The sequence below is a fragment of the Actinomadura alba genome (assembly GCF_014323705.1).
Lineage (GTDB): Bacteria > Actinomycetota > Actinomycetes > Streptosporangiales > Streptosporangiaceae > Actinomadura_C > Actinomadura_C alba.
In genome coordinates this window covers 214,993-234,396 of record NZ_JABVEC010000002.1, presented here as the reverse complement: position 1 = coordinate 234,396, position 19,404 = coordinate 214,993, and the positions used below count along the sequence as shown (strand labels likewise).

At 70.6% G+C, this 19,404-nt stretch carries 19 protein-coding genes and 1 pseudogene; 8 read left to right on the top strand and 12 right to left on the bottom strand.

All coding sequences use genetic code 11. The annotated features are described in order from the left end of the window. The first annotated feature begins 146 nt into the window (after positions 1–146). Both HKK74_RS04180 and HKK74_RS04175 read left to right on the top strand, forming a co-directional pair. Positions 147–407, top strand: a complete 261-nt coding sequence (locus tag HKK74_RS04180; RefSeq protein ID WP_187241695.1) for a hypothetical protein — start codon at positions 147–149, stop codon at positions 405–407. A 65-nt stretch (positions 408–472) separates the two neighbouring features. After that, positions 473–793, top strand: coding sequence for a PIN domain-containing protein (locus HKK74_RS04175; RefSeq protein WP_222721846.1), 321 nt, complete (start codon positions 473–475; stop codon positions 791–793). Positions 794–844: 51 nt separating this feature from the next. Here the strand turns inward: HKK74_RS04175 and HKK74_RS04170 are convergent, their stop codons facing one another. The 3 genes from HKK74_RS04170 to HKK74_RS04160 form a co-directional block, all read right to left on the bottom strand. Continuing rightward, a complete protein-coding gene (locus HKK74_RS04170) occupies positions 845–1,183 on the bottom strand; it encodes a hypothetical protein (protein WP_187241693.1) in 339 nt (112 codons plus the stop codon). Between the two features lie 30 nt (positions 1,184–1,213). After that, entirely contained in the window at positions 1,214–2,218 is a 1,005-nt protein-coding gene (locus tag HKK74_RS04165) for an SPFH domain-containing protein (protein WP_187241692.1), read from the bottom strand. 182 nt (positions 2,219–2,400) lie between these two features. Continuing rightward, the gene (locus tag HKK74_RS04160) at positions 2,401–2,673 is read right to left on the bottom strand and encodes a WXG100 family type VII secretion target (RefSeq protein WP_187241691.1); all 273 of its coding nucleotides are present in this window, start codon (positions 2,671–2,673) and stop codon (positions 2,401–2,403) included. 455 nt (positions 2,674–3,128) lie between these two features. Between HKK74_RS04160 and HKK74_RS04155 the strand changes: the two genes are divergently transcribed. The 3 genes from HKK74_RS04155 (at position 3,129) to HKK74_RS04145 (ending at position 7,173) form a co-directional block, all read left to right on the top strand. Further along, positions 3,129–4,877, top strand: a complete 1,749-nt coding sequence (locus tag HKK74_RS04155; protein WP_187241690.1) for an acetyl/propionyl/methylcrotonyl-CoA carboxylase subunit alpha — start codon at positions 3,129–3,131, stop codon at positions 4,875–4,877. Positions 4,878–5,012: 135 nt separating this feature from the next. Next, positions 5,013–5,708 carry a hypothetical protein gene (locus HKK74_RS04150; RefSeq protein WP_187241689.1) on the top strand — a complete coding sequence of 232 codons (696 nt, stop codon included), beginning with the start codon at positions 5,013–5,015 and terminating at the stop codon, positions 5,706–5,708. Positions 5,709–5,820: 112 nt separating this feature from the next. Beyond that, complete coding sequence (locus tag HKK74_RS04145; protein ID WP_246491172.1) at positions 5,821–7,173, top strand: hypothetical protein; 1,353 nt, start codon at positions 5,821–5,823, stop codon at positions 7,171–7,173. Positions 7,174–7,329: 156 nt separating this feature from the next. Here the strand turns inward: HKK74_RS04145 and HKK74_RS04140 are convergent, their stop codons facing one another. The 3 genes from HKK74_RS04140 to HKK74_RS04130 all read right to left on the bottom strand — a co-directional run bounded on the left by HKK74_RS04140 (position 7,330) and on the right by HKK74_RS04130 (position 10,498). Continuing rightward, a complete protein-coding gene (locus HKK74_RS04140) occupies positions 7,330–8,997 on the bottom strand; it encodes a phospho-sugar mutase (RefSeq protein ID WP_187241688.1) in 1,668 nt (555 codons plus the stop codon). 175 nt (positions 8,998–9,172) lie between these two features. Further along, positions 9,173–9,955: a purine-nucleoside phosphorylase gene (locus HKK74_RS04135; protein ID WP_187241957.1), complete on the bottom strand. Its 783-nt coding sequence runs from the start codon at positions 9,953–9,955 to the stop codon at positions 9,173–9,175. An 87-nt stretch (positions 9,956–10,042) separates the two neighbouring features. Further along, complete coding sequence (locus HKK74_RS04130; RefSeq protein ID WP_187241687.1) at positions 10,043–10,498, bottom strand: gamma-glutamylcyclotransferase family protein; 456 nt, start codon at positions 10,496–10,498, stop codon at positions 10,043–10,045. An 85-nt stretch (positions 10,499–10,583) separates the two neighbouring features. Here HKK74_RS04130 and HKK74_RS04125 point away from each other — a divergent pair, with 85 nt between their 5' ends. The 3 genes from HKK74_RS04125 (at position 10,584) to HKK74_RS04115 (ending at position 13,422) form a co-directional block, all read left to right on the top strand. After that, a complete protein-coding gene (locus HKK74_RS04125; protein WP_187241686.1) occupies positions 10,584–11,969 on the top strand; it encodes an NAD(P)H-quinone dehydrogenase in 1,386 nt (461 codons plus the stop codon). Positions 11,970–12,152: 183 nt separating this feature from the next. Beyond that, positions 12,153–12,773, top strand: coding sequence for a hypothetical protein (locus HKK74_RS04120; RefSeq protein ID WP_187241685.1), 621 nt, complete (start codon positions 12,153–12,155; stop codon positions 12,771–12,773). Further along, positions 12,757–13,422, top strand: a complete 666-nt coding sequence (locus HKK74_RS04115; protein ID WP_187241684.1) for a class F sortase — start codon at positions 12,757–12,759, stop codon at positions 13,420–13,422. The genes HKK74_RS04120 and HKK74_RS04115 overlap by 17 nt, the downstream gene beginning before the upstream one ends. 22 nt (positions 13,423–13,444) lie before the next feature. Here the strand turns inward: HKK74_RS04115 and HKK74_RS04110 are convergent, their stop codons facing one another. The 6 genes and pseudogenes from HKK74_RS04110 to HKK74_RS04085 form a co-directional block, all read right to left on the bottom strand. Then, positions 13,445–14,113, bottom strand: coding sequence for a PH domain-containing protein (locus HKK74_RS04110; protein WP_187241683.1), 669 nt, complete (start codon positions 14,111–14,113; stop codon positions 13,445–13,447). Next, positions 14,110–15,204: an adenosine deaminase gene (locus tag HKK74_RS04105; RefSeq protein WP_187241682.1), complete on the bottom strand. Its 1,095-nt coding sequence runs from the start codon at positions 15,202–15,204 to the stop codon at positions 14,110–14,112. Before HKK74_RS04105 ends, HKK74_RS04110 begins: the two co-directional genes overlap by 4 nt. A gap of 47 nt (positions 15,205–15,251) precedes the next feature. Beyond that, positions 15,252–16,529: a thymidine phosphorylase gene (locus tag HKK74_RS04100; RefSeq protein WP_187241681.1), complete on the bottom strand. Its 1,278-nt coding sequence runs from the start codon at positions 16,527–16,529 to the stop codon at positions 15,252–15,254. After that, entirely contained in the window at positions 16,529–16,960 is a 432-nt protein-coding gene (locus tag HKK74_RS04095; protein WP_187241680.1) for a cytidine deaminase, read from the bottom strand. The genes HKK74_RS04100 and HKK74_RS04095 overlap by 1 nt, the downstream gene beginning before the upstream one ends. Positions 16,961–17,036: 76 nt before the next feature. After that, positions 17,037–18,224 (bottom strand): ABC transporter permease, encoded by a 1,188-nt coding sequence (locus HKK74_RS04090; protein WP_187241956.1) that lies wholly within the window; start codon positions 18,222–18,224, stop codon positions 17,037–17,039. An 80-nt stretch (positions 18,225–18,304) separates the two neighbouring features. Further along, positions 18,305–19,396 (bottom strand): annotated as a pseudogene (locus HKK74_RS04085) (ABC transporter permease); the annotation flags it as partial. Between the last annotated feature and the right edge of the window lie 8 nt (positions 19,397–19,404).

Genomic DNA, 19,404 nt, shown 5'->3' with positions numbered 1-19,404 from the left:
CCACTTCCCGGTTTCTCACAACGCACCATTGAAACACTGTGCATTTATGTGAACACAGTGTGTGATGTGTGCGGTGGTGTCAGGCTGACGCCATGACACTGATGTTCGATCCCAGGGACGCGGTATACCGGGGGTATACTGCGAACATGGCGACGACCACGATCAAGGTGGACAGCGAAGTACGCGACCGATTGGCCGCCCTTGCCCGAGAGCGCGGCTGCACGATCGGCGATCTGGTCCGGAACCTCGCCGATACGACGCCCACCCGCGACGAACTCGACGCCCGGCATCGGGCCGCCGTCGAGTACATCCGTGGACATCTGGTCCCCGACTTCGACGAGTCCGATGTCGCTGCGGGCAGACGGCTCTGGGATGACCTCAAAGCCGGAAAGCTCACCTCGATATGAGTGCGGTGATTCTCGACCACACAGCACTGAGCGCCCTCGGCGCCGGGAACCGTGGTCTCTCGCGCTTGGTCGCCGAACCGCACAGGACGACGGAGGACTACGTCGTCGTGCCCGCGCTGTGTCTTGCGGCCGCGACAGTAGAGCGACCTGCTCTTGCCGACCACGTCGGCTCGCTGCCTGCGATCAACGTCGTCGAACTGGACTTCTCAGGGGCGGCCGCAGTCGGCCACCTGATCAACGACGGCGCCGACTGGCGTATGGCCCATGCCGTTCACGTGGCCCGCCCCAACGTCGAATGGCCGGACGGATGCACGGTGTTCAGCTCGTCTCCCGATCAATATCGACAGTTCGGGATCCCGGCGATCCCCGTTTCGAGCATGAACTGAGCCGGCCTTCCTCAGCACGACGTGGTCCGTCACCTTCGGACCTGGAGTTGATCAGTCGGACTCGATCTCCAGGGCGGCGACGCGGGAGCGGGCCTCGGCCATCGCCGCGTGATACTTCGTGTCCCATTCCGGGTCGTCGTCCGGAATGGTGCGGATGACCTGGCGGCCCAGCTCGAGGACACCCTGCCCGCCGTCGGTCACCCGGCGTACGACCACCGCCGTGACGCCGCCACCGACCTCGGTGTGGGTCTCCCAACGAGCGTCCGCCTCCACCGGCGGCGCCGCGCGGCCGGCCCGGCCGCGACCGGAGCCGCCGGAGAGGGCGAGCACCACCAGGTAGACGAGGACGCAGAGGAACAAGAGCCCCCCGAGCATGACCAGAGCACGCATGTGGCACCTCCCGATCCGGGCCGCGGCGCGTCAGCGGCCGGGGACGTTCACGCCGCCCGGGTTTCCGGGAGCGTAGACCGTGATGCCCTGTGGCAGCGCCTTCAGCTTCTCGATCTCAGCACAGGTGGGGCACCTGTTGTAGCCCTCCTGGCGGGCGCGGTTGGCCTCGGCGTCGGCACGGGCCGAAGCGACCTTGGCCTGTGCCTCGCTGACCTGCGCGAACGCCGCCTGGGCCCGGTCGACCGACTCCTGCACCTTGTCCGGGAGCGTCACCCGTACCAGGTTGAAGTGGATGTTGGTGACGAACTTCCCGCCGAGGGTCGACTCCAGGTCGGCGGCCAGGCTGGTGTTGATCGCGGTCTGCACCTTCGCGATGTTGGCGTTGTTGCTCTGCGCCTGAAGGCCGGAGGTCCGGGTTCCCTGCCGGGGCGCTGACGTGTTCTGCACCAGCGCGCAGGACGACACCAGCTCGGCGCAGCGGAAGCTGTTGATCTGGGTGCGGAGGGCGTTGTCGATGACCGGGCGGACGATCTGGTTGAGGAAGGCCAACCAGCCGTCGTCGCCTTCCCAGGCGTAGTTCGACTCGCCGTCGGGACCGCTGAACTTGCGGGTGCCGAACTTGTCGTCGAAGGCCCTCAGCGCGGCGTGGTCCAGGTTCAGGGTGAAGTACAGCGTCCCCTCGATGCCCATGTTGACGCCGTCGCTGCTGGGGACCGTCACGACGTCGACCCCGGCGGTGTCGCCCCGCTTCTTCTCAGAGGTGATCGTGTAGAAGCGCTGCTGGGCGGGGTACCTGTGGATCTTCGAGTAGAAGCCGATCCAGGTCCGGCCGGAGCCCGGTTCGATGACCTGGCGGATCCGGTTGTTGTCGAAGAACCCGCCGTTGCGGACGACCGCGACGTCACCACCGCCGGTGCGCTCGAAGCCGCCCGCGAGCGCGAGCAGACCCGGCAGGCCGACGACGAGCAGTACGACGAGCACGGTGATGACGCCCGTGCGCGAAAGATTCCGGGCAGGCGTAGATGGTTGAGGCATCGCGATCCCTTTCGAACCCGGCCGGGCCGGCCATTGGTCTCGATGAGACGTTCGCGGCCGGTTCCGGGATCCCTCGCGGGAGCGCTGAGAGCGGGACATGGCGCGAGGCCTCGACCGGGGGGGTCAGTCGAGGCCTCGCAAATCGGCATATACCAGGAATTCAGGGATATACCGAAACTAGGTCAGCGCGTCGCCGACTCGATGTTCTGCCGGGACTTCTTGATGTCCTGGCCGCCCTGATCGAGCGCCACGGCCATCTTGTCGAAGGCGGTCTTCGCCTCCTGCCAGGCGCTGCGGAAACGATCGGCTTGGGGCCCCCACCAGGTCTCGGTGCTGCTCACCGTGCGCCCGTTCAGGTCCTTGATGAGCGCGTCGAGATTCCGGGAGTGCTTGCTGAACATCCGGGACAGCTCTTCCAGTGCCGCGATATTGGCACCGCGCCGGTCTCCGCTCATGACTTGATCCTTTCATTGAGAACAAGGGTCATGCCGCTGCCCGTTCCGGGTCACCCAGCGTCTCCGGGGTCCGATGGCCGGCTCGGAGGGCGACGCGATCGCATCGGCGCCCAGCTTAGAGATCGGCGATTGACCTTTCCAGGCGCACATCGCCGTTCGAATGTCACTTCGCCCCCATTCGCACCACAGAGAACTGACCGCATGCGGCCATGGACACCGCAATGGAAATACGGCCCGACCCCCGAGAAGGCGGCAGCGACCTCTGTTCGAACGCCTTCCCACCCGGCCGGGGAAACCAGATCTTTTCTCATCGTCATCTTCGCCGTCAATGCCGCCGGCCGACCGGTCGCCGCTCCGCCGGCGAGCGCCGCCGGCCGGGTGCCGAGGAGGGCCTTACGAGGTCGAGCGGCGCAGTTGCCTAGACTTCCGTGCGGAAGTTCTAGAAGGAGTCGCCCGTGCGCAAGGTTCTGATCGCCAATCGTGGCGAGATCGCGGTCCGTATCGCCCGCGCCTGCAAGGACGCCGGCCTGGCCAGCGTCGCGGTGTACGCGGAGCCCGATCTGGACGCGCTGCACGTTCGCGTGGCCGACGAGGCGTACGCGCTGGGCGGCCGGACGGCGGCCGAGACCTACCTCGACATCGACAAGCTCCTCAAGATCGCGAACGAGACGGGCGCCGACGCCGTCCATCCCGGCTACGGCTTCCTCGCCGAGAACGCCGATTTCGCGACCGCGGTGACCGGCGCCGGGCTGACCTGGATCGGCCCGCCGGCCGCTGCGATCACCACGCTGGGCGACAAGGTCCAGGCCCGGCACATCGCGCAGAAGGTCGGCGCGCCGCTGGTCCCGGGCACCCCCGACCCGGTGAGCGACGCCGACGAGGTGGTCGCCTTCGCCCGGGAGCACGGCCTGCCGGTCGCGATCAAGGCCGCGTACGGCGGCGGCGGGCGCGGCCTGAAGGTCGCGCGGACGCTGGAGGAGATCCCTGAGCTGTACGACTCGGCCGTTCGTGAGGCCGTCGGCGCCTTCGGCCGCGGCGAGTGCTTCGTCGAGCGCTATCTCGACCGGCCGCGGCACGTCGAGACCCAGTGCCTGGCCGACCGGCACGGGAACGTGGCGGTGATCTCGACCAGGGACTGTTCGCTGCAGAGACGGCACCAGAAGCTGGTCGAAGAGGCGCCCGCGCCGTTTCTCACCGATGAGCAGGTCGAACTGCTCTACCGCAGCTCCAAGGCCATCCTCGTCGAGGCCGGCTACGTCGGCGCGGGCACCTGCGAATTCCTCGTCGGCCAGGACGGCACCATCTCCTTCCTCGAGGTCAACACGCGCCTGCAGGTCGAGCATCCGGTCACCGAGGAGGTCTCCGGGCTCGACCTGGTCAGGGAGATGTTCCGGATCGCCGCGGGCGAAGAGCTCGGGTACGGCGACCCGCCCCTGCGCGGCCACTCGATCGAGTTCCGGATCAACGCCGAGGACGCCGGTCGCGGCTTCCTCCCGGCTCCAGGGACCGTCACCGCGTGGGAGCCGCCCTCGGGCCCCGGCGTACGGCTCGACACGGGCTACACGGCCGGCATGACGGTGCCGCAGGCGTTCGACTCACTGGTGGCCAAGCTGATCGTCACCGGCGCCACCCGTGAGCAGGCCATCGAGCGCTCACGGCGCGCCCTGGCCGAGTTCACGATCGAGGGCATGCCGACCGTCCTGCCCTTCCATCGAGCCGTGCTCGACGACCCGGCCTTCGTCGGCGAGCCGTTCAGCGTCCACACGCGGTGGATCGAGACCGAGTTCGACAACACCATCGCACCGTACGATCACGCACCCGAGGAGACCGAGACCGCCGACCGCGAGCGGGTCACTGTCGAGGTCGGGGGCAAGCGGATCGAGGTCGTGCTGCCCGCCGGGCTCGGTACGACGGCGGGCACCGCACCACAGGGCGCCCCGCCCAGGCGCGGCAAGGCACGGCGCGGCGGAGGCGGCGCGGCGGCCGGCGGCGACGCCCTGGTCAGCCCGATGCAGGGCACGATCGTCAAGATCGTCGCCACTGAGGGCGCCGCCGTGGCGGCCGGGGACACCATCGTCGTCCTCGAGGCCATGAAGATGGAGCAACCGCTGACCGCGCACAAGTCCGGCACCGTGACCGGCCTGTCCGCCGAGGTCGGCCAGACCGTCACCAGCGGCGCCGCGATCTGCGAGATCAAGGACTAGGCCCCCGGGTCCACGCGCGGTTCCGCGACGATCTCGTCCAGCGGATCCTTCGCTGCGATCTACCGCGCGGATGACCCGGGGAATCTCACTTTTCCGGGCGAGCCGGGGCGCCATGACCACTAAGGTAAGCCTCCTATGAACCGCCGAACCCTCCCGGCCCTGCTGGTCTCCGTCGTCACCGGCGTGCTCGCGCTCAACGTCGCCACGGCCCCGGCCCATGCCGACCCCATCGAGCCGGACCTGGTCGCCCAGTCGATCAGCGACGGCGGCGTCTACGTCGATTCCGGCGCCAGGCTCTTCACCGACGACGCCGCCAAGGACCGCCTGCGGGCCCAACTCGAGACCGCGCGTCGGCCGGTCTACGTCGCGGTGATGCCGGCCGGCTCGTCGCTGACCCCGGCCCAGCTCTCTCAGATCGTCCAGCGGCAGGGCACCTTCGCGGTACTGAACGGCAACGACTTGAAGGCGTCGTCGAGCGTGCTGCCCTCGGCGCAGCTCCGATCCGCCCTCAGCGGGGCGCTCCGCGGCAACGGAGCCGATCCGGCCGGCGCGCTGGTCTCGTTCGTACGGCTGACCAACGGCACGCCCAGGGCGAACCCGAGCACGACGCCCACCCGGCAGGCCACCGAGACGGCACAGCCACCGGAGCAGGCCCCGGTCGAGCAGAGCGCTCCGGAGAACGCCAACGTGCAGGTGACCGCCACGGAGAAGGACGACGGCGGCTCCAGCCTGCCACTCATCGGGGGCATCGCCGCCCTGGTGATCATCGCTGCGGGTGGCGGCTTCCTGCTGTGGCGCAAGCGCAACCGCTCGGCCGGCGCCCAGGGCTGAGCAACGCCCGCTGACCGGGGCTTTCACCGGATCGGCCCGGCTTCACCCGGCGCCTTTGCGGAACTACCCTCGCCTTCGGTTCGTCTTCTGATAAAGGAGGCAGACTGAAGGCATGAGCTACGCATTCTCAACTTCCGGGCACGGTCGGGGAGGCCGGCTGTCCGCGGCCGCCCGCCGTCTCGCGCTGCCGGCTCTGCTGGCACTCGTCGGCATCCTGGTGTTCGGCTGGGCCACACCGGCCCGCGCCGACACCGTGTCCGAGATCGCCAACGGCCTGCGGACCTCGAAGCTGTACGTCTCCTCAGAGGCGCAAGGCGTGCTCTCCGGCCCCGCGCAGGACCAGGTGCGCAGGGCCCTGAACGGCGCGGACCACACCGACATCCGGGTCGTCGTCACCAAGGCCGGGGCCGACCGGCAGGCGCTCGGCGAGATGCTCAACGGCGTGCGCCAGCGAGTCGGAAAGGGCGACACCTACGTCGCCGTCACGGCCGACGACAAGATGGTGGGCATCTCCAAGGAGTTCTCCGCCACCGAGATCAACCAGCTGATCAGCCAGGCCTCCGGCGGCGACGTCACGACCCGGCTGGTGAAGTTCACCCAGCTGGCCGACGCCAAGGCGGCGGACAAGGCCGCGTCGAGCCGGAACTCGATGTTCGTGGGCCTCGGAGTCCTCGTCCTGATCGTGGCCGGGGTCGTCGGGCTCGTGGCCGTGGCCCAGAAGCGGCGCAAGGTCCGGGACGCCCAGCAGATGGCCGAGCTCAAGGAGGGCGTCGAAGAGGACGTCACCTCACTCGGCGAGGACATCGCGGCGCTCGACCTCAAGGTGACCGATCCCGCCCTCGCCGCGGAGACGCGTGACGACTACACCCGCGCCCTCGACTCCTATGACCGGGCCAAGGCGGCGGCCGAGACCGCCCGGCGGCCCGACGACATGCGCGGCGTCACCACGGCGCTGGAGGACGGCCGCTACTACATGACGGCCGTACGGGCCCGGATCGCGGGCGACCCGGTGCCCGAACGGCGGGCGCCGTGCTTCTTCAACCCGCAGCACGGCCCGTCCGTGCAGGACGTTCCATGGGCGCCGCCCGGCTCGGCGCCCCGGTCTGTGCCGGCCTGCGCCGCGGACACCCAGGCCGTACTGAACGGAATGGCGCCGGACTCTCGGCTCGTGCCGGTCGGCGGCGCGCGCAGGCCGTACTGGGAGGCGGGCCCGGCCTACGCCCCCTACGCCGGCGGCTACTACGCCGGTTACGGCGGCATGGACATTCTCGGCCCCATCCTGATCGGCACCGCGCTCGGCTCGATGCTGGGCGGTGGCTTCGGCGGCTTCGGCGGCATGGGCGGTGGCCTCGCCGACGGCGGCGGCGACGTGTTCGGCGGCGACGGCGGCGACATCGGCGGCGGCTGGGACTTCGGCAGCGGCGACTTCGGCGGAGGGGACTTCGGCGGCGGAGGGGACTTCTGAGGGCCGCCCCGGCCGCGCTCTACTGCACGCACTCTCACCCCGTGCGGGTGGTCGAACGAGACCGGGCAGATGAAGACCCACAGCGCGTACCTGCGGCCGATCGTGACCCCGGTGGGACTCGATCGGCTCCGGTACTCGTGGAACTCTCCGTCCGGCTCAGGCCGGTGAAAGCACCGCGGCGAGTTCCGCGCGGAGTGCCTCCAGTGCCGCGGAGGCGGCGGCGCGGGCGTCCGCAACGCGGTCCTCGACTGGGACGACCACCTCGAGGTAGCACTTGAGCTTGGGCTCGGTACCGGAGGGCCGAACGATCACCCGGGCTCCGCCGGCGAGGCACAGGCGCAGGCCCTCGGTGGGCGGCAGGCCGTCGATCCCCTCGGACAGGTCGTCGACCGCCTCGACGGTACGGCCCCCGAGCGACGCCGGCCGGTCGTCCCGGAGCCGGGCCAGCAACCCGCCGACCAGCGAGAGGTCCTCGAGCCGGATCGACAGCTGTGCCGTCGCGTGCAGGCCGTGGCGGCGGGCCTGGTCGTCGAGCAGGGTGAGCAGCGTGCGGCCCTCCCGCCTGGCCTCGGCGGCCATCGCCGTGACCACGAGTGCGGCGCCGATGCCGTCCTTGTCGTGCACCGGCAGCCCGTCGTCACCGCCGACGCTGTATCCGAGCGCCTCCTCGTAGCCGAACACCAGGCGGTCACCGGGCGACTCCGCCTTCATAATCCACTTGAAGCCGGTGAGGGACCGGGCGAAGCGCACGCCGTACGCCTGTGCGATCTTGCCGAGCAGCGACGAGGACACGATGGTGGTGACGACGAGCCGGTCGGCACCGCTCGTGTGCCGCAGGACGTACTCGGCCAGCAGCCCGCCGACCTCGTCACCGGTGAGCATCCGCGGGCCCTCGGGGCCGTCGACGCCGACCCTGACGCCGACGGCGCACCGGTCGGCGTCCGGATCGTTGGCGATCACCAGGTCGGCGCCCGCCGAGACACCGAGGGTGAGCGCGAGGTCCATCGCCCCTGGCTCCTCCGGGTTCGGGAAGGCCACGGTGGGGAAGTCCGGATCCGGCTCGGCCTGTTCGGCGACGACGGCCGGCGCCGGGAAACCTGCCCACGCGAACGCCCGCAGCAGCACGTCGCGGCCCACCCCGTGCAGGGGCGTGTAGGCGACCGCGATCTCGCGCGCTTCGCCCAGGGGCAGCCGGGACAGCGAGCGGAGGTAGGACTCGACGATGTCGTCGCCGAGGACCGTCCAGTCCTCCCCCAGCGGCAGCCCGTCCACCGGGCCGACCGCGTCGATGGCCGCGGAGATCTCCTCGTCCAGCGGCGGGACGATCTGGGCGCCGTCCGCCCAGTAGACCTTGTAGCCGTTGTCGCGGGGCGGGTTGTGGCTCGCGGTCACCATGACCCCGGCGTCCGCGCCCAGGTGCCGTACGGCGTAAGCGAGCACTGGCGTGGGCAGCGGGCGCGGCATCAGCCGGACGGTCAGCCCCGCCCCGGTCATCACCGCGGCCGTGTCGAGGGCGAAGCGCTCCGAGCCGTGCCGCGCGTCGTAGCCGACCACCACCGGCGCGCCGGGCGGATCGGTGGCGTACCGCCGCAGGCACGCGGCCAGCCCGGCGGCGGCGCGCATGACCGTGACCCGGTTCATCCGGTTCGGCCCCGCGCCGAGCTCACCGCGCAGACCGGCGGTGCCGAACTCGAGCTTGGCGCCGAACCGGTCGGCCAGCGCCGCGTCGTCCCCGGCGTCCAGAACGGCCCGAAGCTCCTGCCGGGTCACAGGATCGGGATCCTGCGCCAACCACCGCTCGGCCGCCCGCCTGTACGTGGTCATCGCCGGGCCTCGCTCGCACCCTGGTGAGGCGTCACGGCGTTGAGAGGCGTCACGGCGTCGGAGGGGGTCACGGCGTCGGAGGGGGTCACGGCTTCGAGGGGAGTCACGGCTTCGAGGGGAGTCACGGCTTCGAGGGGAGTCACGGCTTCGAGGGGGGTCACGGCTTCGAGGGGGGTCACAGCTTCGACACGATCGTGGCGAGGAGGGCGCCCATCCGCGCGGCCGCGTCACGGCCGGCGACGAGCACCTCCTCGTGATCGAGCGGCCGGCCGGACAGACCCGCCGCGATGTTCGTGACGAGCGAGATGCCGAGCACCTCGGCACCGCCCTCGCGCGCGGCGATCGTCTCCAGCACCGTGGACATGCCGATCAGGTCGGCGCCCATGGTGCGGAGCATCCGGATCTCGGCGGGCGTCTCGTAGGTCGGCCCTCGGAACGCGGCGTACACGCCCTCTGACAGGTCCGGGTCGATCCGCCTGGCCAGCTCGCGCAGCCGGGCCGAGTAGGCCTCGGTGAGGTCGAGGAACCGCGCGCCCGTCAGCGGGTTGGCGCCCGTCAGGTTGAGGTGGTCGCTGATGAGCACCGGAGAGCCGACGCCGTGCCGCTCCGGCCGCAGCCCGCCGGCCGCGTTGGTGAGCACCACGGTCTTGACGCCCGCGGCGAGGGCGGTACGGACCCCGTGCACGACCGGGTCGACGCCGAGGCCCTCGTACAGGTGGGTGCGGCCCAGCAGGACGAGCGCGCGCCGGCCGGCCACGTCGACCGCCCTGATCCGGCCTGCGTGCCCCTCGACGGCCGGTGGTGCGAAGCCGGGCAGATCGGTCACCGGGAGTTCGACCGCGGGCTCGCCGAGCGCGTCCGCGGCGGGCACCCAGCCGGACCCCATCACAAGCGCCACATCGAAGGAGTCGAACGTCCGGGATCGCAGCTCGTCGGCGGCTCTGCTCGCCAGGTCCATCGCGTCGTGTCTCACGATCCAGACACTATCGGGGTGCCGAGGGCGAACCGGACACCCGCGAGAGCACGCTCACGGGCCGGTGCCGGGTCAGGCGCCGCCCAGTGACTTGCACGGACGGGTGCGCAGGTCCTTGACGTAGTCGTCGGGGGCTCCGGCCCGCTCGGCCGCGTCGGCCAGGATCCCCACATAGCGTGCCGAGGGCAGCCCGCCCTCATAGTCATCGAGCACGTACAGCCAGCACAGCACGTCGCCGTCGAGCGTCGCGACCCGCACCCTGATCTTGCGGTAGACGCCCAGCGCGTCGCCCTCCCAGGAGTCGAGATCGCGCTCGTCCCACTCGGGCACGTCGTAGAGCACGACGAAGACCTGCTCGTAGGGGTCCTCGACCACGGTGGCGAGCGCCCCGTCCCACCCGACGTCCTGACCGCCGAAGGTCAGCCGCCAGCCCTGGAGCCAGCCGGAACCGTGCAGGGGTGAGTGCGGGGCCCGCTGAGCCATCTGCTCCGGGTCCATGTTGGAGGCGTACGCCGCGTACAAGGCCACGGTTGGCAAGAGTACGGCCTCCGCCGGGCCCGCGCTCCGAGTACCTGCTGCCAGGGCACCACCACAAATGCGGGAGAATGGTCACGTGACCCGCATCGTGATCATCGGAGGAGGCCCGGGGGGCTACGAGGCCGCCTTGGTCGCGGCGCAGCTCGGAGCCGACGTGACGCTCGTGGAGCGCGACGGCCCTGGCGGGGCCTGCGTCCTGTCCGACTGCGTCCCGTCGAAGACGCTCATCGCCACGTCGACGCGGATGGCGGTCATGTCCGAGTCCGCCACGCTCGGGGTGCGCTTCTCGGGCGGTCCGGACGGTGAGGTCGGCGGCCTCGGGGTCGACCTTCAGCTGACCAACAAGCGGGTGAAGGAGCTGGCCCGCGCGCAGTCCTTCGACGTCGCCGAGCGGCTGTGCTACGAGGACGTGCGCATCGTGCGGGGCGAGGCCAGGTTCGTCGATCCGCAGATCATCGCGGTGGGCGACGAGCGCCTGCGGGCCGACGTGGTGCTCGTGGCGACCGGGGCGACGCCCAGGGTGCTGCCCGGCGCCGAGCCCGACGGCGAGCGCATCCTCAGCTGGCGGCAGCTGTACGACCTGCCCGAGCTGCCCGAGAACCTCATCGTGGTCGGGTCCGGCGTGACCGGTGCCGAGTTCGCGTCCGCCTACCAGGCTCTCGGGTCCCGAGTGACATTGGTCTCCTCGCGGGACCGGATCCTGCCCACCGAGGACGCCGCCGCCGCGACCGTGCTCGAGGAGGTCTTCCAGCGGCGCGGGATGAACGTTCTGTCCCGGTCGCGCGCGGCCCGGGTCGAGCGCTCGGGCGACGGGGTCATCGTGACGCTCGAGGACGGTCGCAAGGTCGAGGGCTCGCACTGCCTGATGACCGTCGGCATGGTGCCCAACACGGCGGGCATCGGGCTCGAGGAGGTCGGCGTACAGCTCGACAAGCGCGGCTTCATCAAGGTCGACAAGGTGTCGCGGACCAACGCGTCGCACATCTACGCGGCCGGCGACTGCACCGGCGTGCTCATGCTCGCGTCGGTCGCCGCGATGCAGGGCCGCATCGCGATGTGGCACTCCCTGGGCGAGGCGGTGCAGCCGCTCAAGCTCGGCTGGGTGGCCGGCAACATCTTCACCGATCCCGAGGTCGCGACCGTCGGCGTGTCGCAGAACATGATCGATTCCGGCGAGGTGGACGCTCGCACGGTCATGCTTCCGCTGAACACCAACGCGCGCGCCAAGATGCAGGGCTTCGAGGACGGCTTTGTGAAGTTGTTCTGCCGTCCCGCCACCGGAATCGTCCTCGGCGGCGTCATCGTCGCCCCCCGGGCGAGCGAGCTGATCCTCGGGCTCTCGGTGGCGGTGCAGCAGCACCTGACCGTGGACCAGCTGGCGTACACCTTCACCGTGTACCCCTCGCTGTCCGGCAGCATCACCGAGGCCTCGCGCCGCCTCATGCAGGAATCCGCGTTCTGAGAATTGCCGCCGCGCCGGCGATTCACTTTCTCGCAATGATCGCCATAATAGTGATCTTTTTCGCGCATCTTATCGCCCGCTGACTTACGTCAACCCCTTCGCGCTTTCGCGCGTCTCAGTGGCATAGGGATCCACATCACCCCGCGAATCCCGCAAAGCCGATCATGGCAGAGAAAGGAATTCATGCCCATGAAGCGGATCGCCGTACCCAGCATGCTCCTGGGTCTCGCGCTGTTCGGCGGCGTGGCGCCTGCGTTCGCGAGCGTGACGCGGACCGACACGCCGACCCCCACCCCGACCCCGACCACGACGCCCACGAAGCCGACGCCGACGCCCACGACCGAGCCGCCGGAGTTCGAGTTCGGCTTCGACAAGGTCACCCTGTCCACCAAGACGATCACCCCCGGTGGCACGCTCACCATCAAGGTGGTGTGCCCGACGTCCGTGAGTGCGACGTCGAACGCGTTCGTCGCCGACCCGCGGTTCGCCACCGGCGGCGACGGCACGTTCACCGGCTCGGGGACCTTCAAGCAGACGCTCCCCGAAGTCGCCACGCTCAGGGTCGAATGCGAGGGCTACGGCTACGTGACCTACACCCACCGGCCGGGCGAGGAGGTCAGGCCGGGCGGATCGACCGGCAGGCTCCCGAGCGGCGCCCCGGACACCGGCGACGGGTCCCTGTCCGGGCGGGACGGTGGTGCTCCCGTGCCGCTGCTGGCCGGCGGCTCCGCGGTCGCTCTGGCCGGTGCCGCCTTCGGCGTACTGGCCCTGCGCCGCCGCGAGCGCCATGACCAGTCGTCCTGAGGCACGGCGCGGCCGGTGCCCGGCGGCCGGCCACCACGCCCTGCGCGCGGCGGCCGGGACGCTGGTCGCCGGTCTCGCGCTGTCCGCCTGCGCCCCCGGCGAGAAGCCGGTCAAGTCGCCCACGGCGGCCGGCCGGTCGCCCGGTTCCCCGGCGGCCCCAGGGCTGGCCGATGACCTGATGCACCGCTCCCCGCCGGTCTCCCTCCGGATCTCTGCGATCGGTGTCTCGGCGCCCGTGTCGATGCTGGGCCTGCGTCCGGACGGGAAGATCGAGGAGCCGCCGCTGAGCCGGCCGAATCTGGCGGGGTGGTACGAGGAGGGACCGAGCCCCGGCGAGCTCGGGCCGTCGGTGATCCTCGGGCACGTGGACGCGCACCGGCAGGCGGCCGTGTTCTATCGGCTCAAAGATCTTCGCCGCGGCGACCGGATCAAGGTGACCCGAAAAGACGGATCGGTCGCGACGTTCACCGTGGAACGGCTGGAGAAGGTCGCGAAATCCGAGTTTCCCACCGAGCGGGTTTATGGCGAGAAAATCGACTATTCGAGCCTGCGTCTGGTCACCTGTGGCGGGAGCTTCAATACGCGCACCCGCCATTACGACGACAATGTGATCGCCTACGCCCGGCTGGTCTCGGCCACGGCCGGATAGCCCTGGTTCGGCGACGAGGTCCCTAGGTCAGGGCGGCCACCAGGATCAGGGCGACCAGGACGGCGCCGGGCAGGGCGACGGCCGCGATGGCGGGCGTCGACCACGTCCCCGACGGCCGCTCCGTGCCCTCGCCGGCGGCCGCCTCGGCGGCACGCTCGCCGCCACCGTGCGCGCCGACGAGTTCGGTCAGTTGCTCGGCGGCGAAGCCCGCGGGCGTGCGCCCCTTGAGCTGCTCGGCGATCGGGTCCGGTACGCCCCCCGCGGCGGTCCCGGCCTTCTCGGCCTTCTCGGCCCGCCGCTCCATCCGGGCCCGGGCCCGGGGCGAGGTCTGCATCACCCATGCCTTGACCTGCCACGGACGGCCGTCCGCGACGCAATGGAAGCGCAGGGCCTCGGCGACCTCGACCTCTTTGAGCGCCGGCCACGGGATGCGCACGTCCCTCAGCGGGTTGCGCAACCGTACCCCGGTCTCGTCGGCGACGATGGCGGGGCGCAGCCCGTACACGTAGGCGAGGCCGCAGCCCATCAGCAACACGGCGGCGGCGATCAGTGCCGCCATGTCACGCCCGCGGATGACGATGTCGGCCAGGTTGAGGGCCGCGACCACCATCCACACCCAGCCGGCCACGTAGGGGCCGACGGAGCGGAACACCTTCGGTTTCGCGCCCGCCGCCCGTTTCGTCTCGCTCACCCGACCGGCCGATCTCCGCGCCATTTGAGCTGCGCGAAGCCGGGCTTGATGACGCCGTTGATGAGTTCGAGCCGCTCGTCGAAGCTGATGAAGGCCGACTTCATGGCGTTGACCGTGAACCACTGCAGGTCGTCCCAGTCGTAGCCGAAGGCCTCGGACAGCTTGGCGAACTCCTCGGACAGGCTCGTGCCGCTCATCAGCCGGTTGTCGGTGTTGACCGTGACCCGGAAGTAGAGCCTGCGCAACAGGCCGATCGGGTGCTCGGCGATCGACTTCGCCGCACCGGTCTGGATGTTGGACGTCGGGCACATCTCGAGCGGGATCCGCTTGTCCCGCACGTAGGCGGCCAGCCGGCCCAGCCGCGGGTCGTCCGTTTCGCGGTCGGTGATGTCGTCGACGATGCGCACGCCGTGTCCGAGGCGGTCGGCGCCGCACCACTGGATCGCCTGCCAGATCGACGGCAGGCCGAACGCCTCGCCGGCGTGGATGGTGAAGTGGGCGTTCTCGCGCTGGAGGTACTCGAAGGCGTCCAGATGCCGGGTCGGCGGGTAGCCCGCCTCGGCCCCGGCGATGTCGAAGCCGACCACGCCCGCGTCGCGGTGGCGGACCGCGAGCTCGGCGATCTCGCGGCTCCGGGCCTGGTGGCGCATGGCCGTGAGCAGGGTGCCGACCCGGATGCCGTGCCGGCGACCGCCCTCGGCGAAACCGGCGAGGACCGCCTTGACGACCTGCTCCAGCGTGAGCCCGCCCTCGGTGTGCTGTTCCGGGGCGTAGCGCACCTCGGCGTAGACGACGCCGTCGGCGGCGAGGTCCTCGGCGCACTCGTAGGCCACCCGCTCGAGCGCCTCGGCGGACTGCATCACGCCGACGGTGTGCGTGAAGGTCTCGAGGTAACGTTCGAGCGACCCCGAGTCGGACGCCTCGGCGAACCAGGTGCTGAGGCCGCCCGGGTCGTTGGAGGGCAGCGCGTCGTATCCGGCGTCGCGCGCGAGGTCCACGATGGTCTCGGGCCGCAGTCCCCCATCGAGGTGATCGTGCAGCAGCACCTTCGGGGCGCGACGGATGTCGTCTAGGGTCGGCTGAGTCGTCACAGTCGAACGTTACCCCCTGGAAGCGTGTGGCCGTGGGCGGCCGCCGCTCAGCCGATCCGGTCGATGACGAGCGGAAGGAGCTCCGGAGCTCCTTCCGCGCTGACCTCGACGGCACCGTCCAGAGCCCGCAGCGCGTGCTCGAACCGGCCCGCGTCGTCGGCGTGCAGGGTGAGCAGCGGCTGTCCCGCCTTGACCTGCTCGCCAGGCTTGGCGTGGCAGATGACTCCGGCCCCGAACGAGACCGGATCCTCCTTGCGGGCCCGCCCGGCGCCGAGCCGCCAGGCGGCCAGGCCGACCCCATAGGCGTCGAGCCGGGTCAGCACTCCGGTCTCCGAACTCGTGACCTCGTGGGTCTCGGCCGCGCGCGGCAGCTCGGCGTCCGGGTCACCGCCCTGGGCCGAGATCATCCGGCGCCACGCGTCCATGGCCGAGCCGTCGCGCAGCGCGTCGGCGGGGTCCTTGCCGCCGTCGAGGCCCGCCGCGGCGAGCATCTCGCGGGCCAGCGTCACCGTCAGCTCCACGACGTCCTCGGGGCCGCCGCCGTCGAGCACCTCCACCGACTCGGCCACTTCGACGGCGTTGCCCACGGCCCGGCCCAGCGGCCGGTCCATCGCGGTGAGCAGCGCGACCGTCCGCACGCCGTGGTCGCCGCCGATGGCCACCATGGTCTCGGCCAGTTCCCTGGCGCTCTCCACGTTCTTCATGAAGGCACCGGAGCCGACCTTCACATCCAGCACCAGCGCCCCGGTCCCCTCAGCGATCTTCTTCGACATGATCGAGGACGCGATGAGCGGGATCGACTCGACCGTCCCGGTGACATCGCGCAGCGCGTACAGCTTGCGGTCGGCCGGGGCGAGCCCGGTACCGGCCGCGCACACGACGGCGCCCGCGCTGCGCAGGACATCGAGCATCTCCTCGGTGGACAGCGAGGCGCGCCAACCCGGGATGGACTCCAGCTTGTCGAGCGTGCCGCCGGTGTGCCCGAGACCGCGGCCGGACAGCTGCGGCACCGCGGCGCCGCAAGCGGCCACCGTCGGAGCCAGCGGCAACGTGATCTTGTCGCCGACGCCGCCGGTGGAGTGCTTGTCGGTGGTCGGCCGGTCAAGGCCCGTCCAGTCCATCCGCTCGCCGGAGCGGATCATGGCCTCGGTCCAGGCCGTGACCTCCGCCCGGGTCATGCCGTTGAGCAGGATCGCCATCGCGAGCGCGGACATCTGCTCCTCGGCCACGACACCGCGGGTGTAGGCGTCGACGACCCAGTCGATCTGCTCGCCGGAGAGCCGCCCGCCGTCGCGCTTGGTGAGGATGACATCGATGACGTCCATCAGCGCTCCTTCGCGCGGTCGAGATCATCGGGCCCGAAGGCGTCGGGCAGCACCTCGGACATGGGCAGGATGCCATGAGCCGTCTCGACCAGCAGGTCGGCGCCCCCGTGCTCCCACAGCAGCTGCCGGCACCGGCCGCAGGGCATGACCGGCGCACCGTCGCCCTTGACGACCGAGAGCGCCACGAGACGCGGCCGGCCGCCACCGGCGTCCACGGCCGCCTTGCCGGCCCCGTGCAGGTCGGAGACCAGACTGCACTCGGCGCACAGGCCGAGGCCGTACGACGCGTTCTCCACGTTGCAGCCGGTCACCACGCGCCCGTCGTCCACCAGGGCCGCCGCCCCCACCGGAAAGCCGGAGTACGGCGCGTACGCGCGCCGCATCGCCGCCCGCGCGGCGGCACGCAGCGCGGGCCAATCGATCTCGCTCATGAACTCCCCCAATGTGGTGCGCCGTGGCCGGTGACGAGGTCCTTGGCCATGTCACCGGCACACCGTTACGTCTGCGTCAGTGCCCCTCACCGCGACGGTAGATCAGGCCGTCGGCGGCCGGCATCCGGAGCCGTTGCGAGGCGAGTGACAGCACCAGCAGCGTCGTGATGTGCGGGCTGTAGGTGACGATCTCCTTCGGCAGCTCATCGGTCGTGAGATACCACGCGAGCAGCGCCACACCCGCGACCAGCGCGAACACCGCATGGTAGACACGGCGCCGGCCGGGCAGCAGCGCCCACACCGCATAAGCGAACAGGAGCACGGCGACGACGAGGAGCAGCGCGTGCACGGCGCCCGTTGCACCGCGCTGCTGCAACGCGTCGGTGTAGCCGAACAGCCCGGTGCCGAGCGCGAGCCCGCCGGGCCGCCAGTTACCGAAGATCATCGCGGCCAGGCCGATGAACCCGCGGCCGCCGGTCTGGCCTTCCTGGTACTGCGCCGACCCGACCATGGCGAGGAAGACTCCGCCGATGCCCGCCAGGGCCCCGGAGATGATCACCGCGATGTACTTCATCGTGTAGACCCGGACGCCGAGGGACTCCGCCGCGTACGGGTTCTCCCCGCAGGACCGCACGCGCAGGCCGAACGCGGTGCGCCACAGCACGAACCAGGTCAGCGGGATCAGCGCGATGGCGATGACGGTGAGCGCGGACAGGTCGGTGGTGAGGCCGCGCACCAGCCCGGCCAGATCGGAGATGAGGAACCAGTGGTGCTGCTCGAGGTCGCCGAGGGGATCGCCGATACCCGGCACGCTGAGAGTGGGGAACTGGGGAAGCGCCGGTGACTGGGTCGCGCCGCCGCCCCTCTCGTCCACGAAGAACAGCGTGGACAGGTAGCGCGCCGCGCCGGGCGCCAGGATGTTGAGCGCCACGCCCGAGACGATGTGGTCGACGCCGAAGGTCACCGTCGCGACCGAGTGCAGCAACCCGCCGAGGGCACCCATGACGATCCCCATGAGCAGTCCCATCCAGGGATTGCCGGAGAAATGGGCGCCGAAGGCCGCGCCCCAGGTGCCGAAGATCATCATGCCTTCGAGGCCGATGTTGACCACGCCGGCGCGTTCGGCCCACAGGCCGCCCAGTGCGGCCATGCCGATCGGGATGCCGAGGGCGAGGGTGGTCCCGACCGTGGCGCTCGAGGTGATCGCGGTCTCGCCGGTGATGACCCTCAGCAGCACCAGCGCGCCGAAGACGCCACCAAGCATGATCAGTAGCCGGACCGTACGGTTCTGACGCGCGGGACCGCCAGGGCCGCCCTTGACCGGCGTCGCCTCCTGGAGGGTTGTCACGCCGCCACCTCCTTAGAACGCTTCGCCGACCCGGCCGCCAGCTCGGCGGCGACCGCCTGTTGCTGCCAGCGCAGGCCGAGACGCCGGACGATCTCGTACACGACCACGACCGAGAGCAGGACGGCCGCCTGCGTGATGGCCACGATCTCCTTGGGGATCTCGTTGAACTCGAGGATCTGCGAGGACTGGTCGAGGAACGCCCAGAGCAGCGCGGCGAACGCGATGCCGACCGGGTTGTTACGGCCGAGCAGCGCGATGCCGATGCCGATGAAGCCCAGCCCGCCGGGGAAGTCGAGCCCGTACGAGTAGGACGAACCGAGCAACTGGGGCATGCCGATCAGGCCGGCCGCCATGCCCGAGATCAGCATCGCGGCCACCACCATGCGGCGGGCGTCCACACCGCCGGCCACCGCCGCGCTCGACGACAGGCCGGTGGCCCGCAGATCGAACCCGAAGCGGGTGCGGTTGATCATGACGTGGAAGCCCACTCCCACGGCGACGGCGAGCAGTACGAGTCCGTAGATCTCCAGGCCCGCCCCGGGATAGGGGATCCCGGGGACGCGGCCGGAGGAGGCGATCGGCTCGGTCCCGATGTTGTTGCTGCCCGCCACCTGGGTGGCGAGCCGGTCCTCGTGCAACAGGAAGGCGACGATCCCGGTGGCGATGAAGTTCAGCATGATGGTCGAGATGACCTCGCTGACGCCCCGGGTCACCTTGAGCAGGCCGGCGATGCCGGCCCACATGCCGCCGACCGCCATGGCGACCAAGATGATCACGACTTGGTGGATCACCGGCGGCAGCGCGAACGCACCGCCGACCGCCGCCGCCAGCATCGCCCCGAGCCGGTACTGCCCGTCGACGCCGATGTTGAAGAGGTTCATCCGGAAGCCGATCGCCACGGCGATGGCCGCCAGGTAGTACGTGGACGACCGGTTGAGGGTGTTGACGACGCTGTCCGGCTCAAGCCCGAAGTCGATCATCGCCTGGAAGACCGAGGGCGGATTGAATCCGCTGATCGACAGGACCACCGAAGTGATGATCACGGAGAACACCAGGGCGATGACGGCCGCGATGACCGTCAGCGCCAGCGGCGAGG

What these genes read in the sequence shown, in the direction of transcription:
- HKK74_RS04180 (WP_187241695.1), top strand. Translation starts at nt 147, where the DNA reads ATGGCGACGACCACGATCAAGGTGGACAGCGAAGTACGCGACCGATTG.
- HKK74_RS04170 (WP_187241693.1), bottom strand. Translation starts at nt 1,183, where the DNA reads ATGCGTGCTCTGGTCATGCTCGGGGGGCTCTTGTTCCTCTGCGTCCTC.
- HKK74_RS04165 (WP_187241692.1), bottom strand. Translation starts at nt 2,218, where the DNA reads ATGCCTCAACCATCTACGCCTGCCCGGAATCTTTCGCGCACGGGCGTC.
- HKK74_RS04160 (WP_187241691.1), bottom strand. Translation starts at nt 2,673, where the DNA reads ATGAGCGGAGACCGGCGCGGTGCCAATATCGCGGCACTGGAAGAGCTG.
- HKK74_RS04150 (WP_187241689.1), top strand. Translation starts at nt 5,013, where the DNA reads ATGAACCGCCGAACCCTCCCGGCCCTGCTGGTCTCCGTCGTCACCGGC.
- HKK74_RS04145 (WP_246491172.1), top strand. Translation starts at nt 5,821, where the DNA reads ATGAGCTACGCATTCTCAACTTCCGGGCACGGTCGGGGAGGCCGGCTG.
- HKK74_RS04140 (WP_187241688.1), bottom strand. Translation starts at nt 8,997, where the DNA reads ATGACCACGTACAGGCGGGCGGCCGAGCGGTGGTTGGCGCAGGATCCC.
- HKK74_RS04135 (WP_187241957.1), bottom strand. Translation starts at nt 9,955, where the DNA reads ATGGACCTGGCGAGCAGAGCCGCCGACGAGCTGCGATCCCGGACGTTC.
- HKK74_RS04120 (WP_187241685.1), top strand. Translation starts at nt 12,153, where the DNA reads ATGCCCATGAAGCGGATCGCCGTACCCAGCATGCTCCTGGGTCTCGCG.
- HKK74_RS04115 (WP_187241684.1), top strand. Translation starts at nt 12,757, where the DNA reads ATGACCAGTCGTCCTGAGGCACGGCGCGGCCGGTGCCCGGCGGCCGGC.
- HKK74_RS04100 (WP_187241681.1), bottom strand. Translation starts at nt 16,529, where the DNA reads ATGGACGTCATCGATGTCATCCTCACCAAGCGCGACGGCGGGCGGCTC.
- HKK74_RS04095 (WP_187241680.1), bottom strand. Translation starts at nt 16,960, where the DNA reads ATGAGCGAGATCGATTGGCCCGCGCTGCGTGCCGCCGCGCGGGCGGCG.
- HKK74_RS04090 (WP_187241956.1), bottom strand. Translation starts at nt 18,224, where the DNA reads ATGCTTGGTGGCGTCTTCGGCGCGCTGGTGCTGCTGAGGGTCATCACC.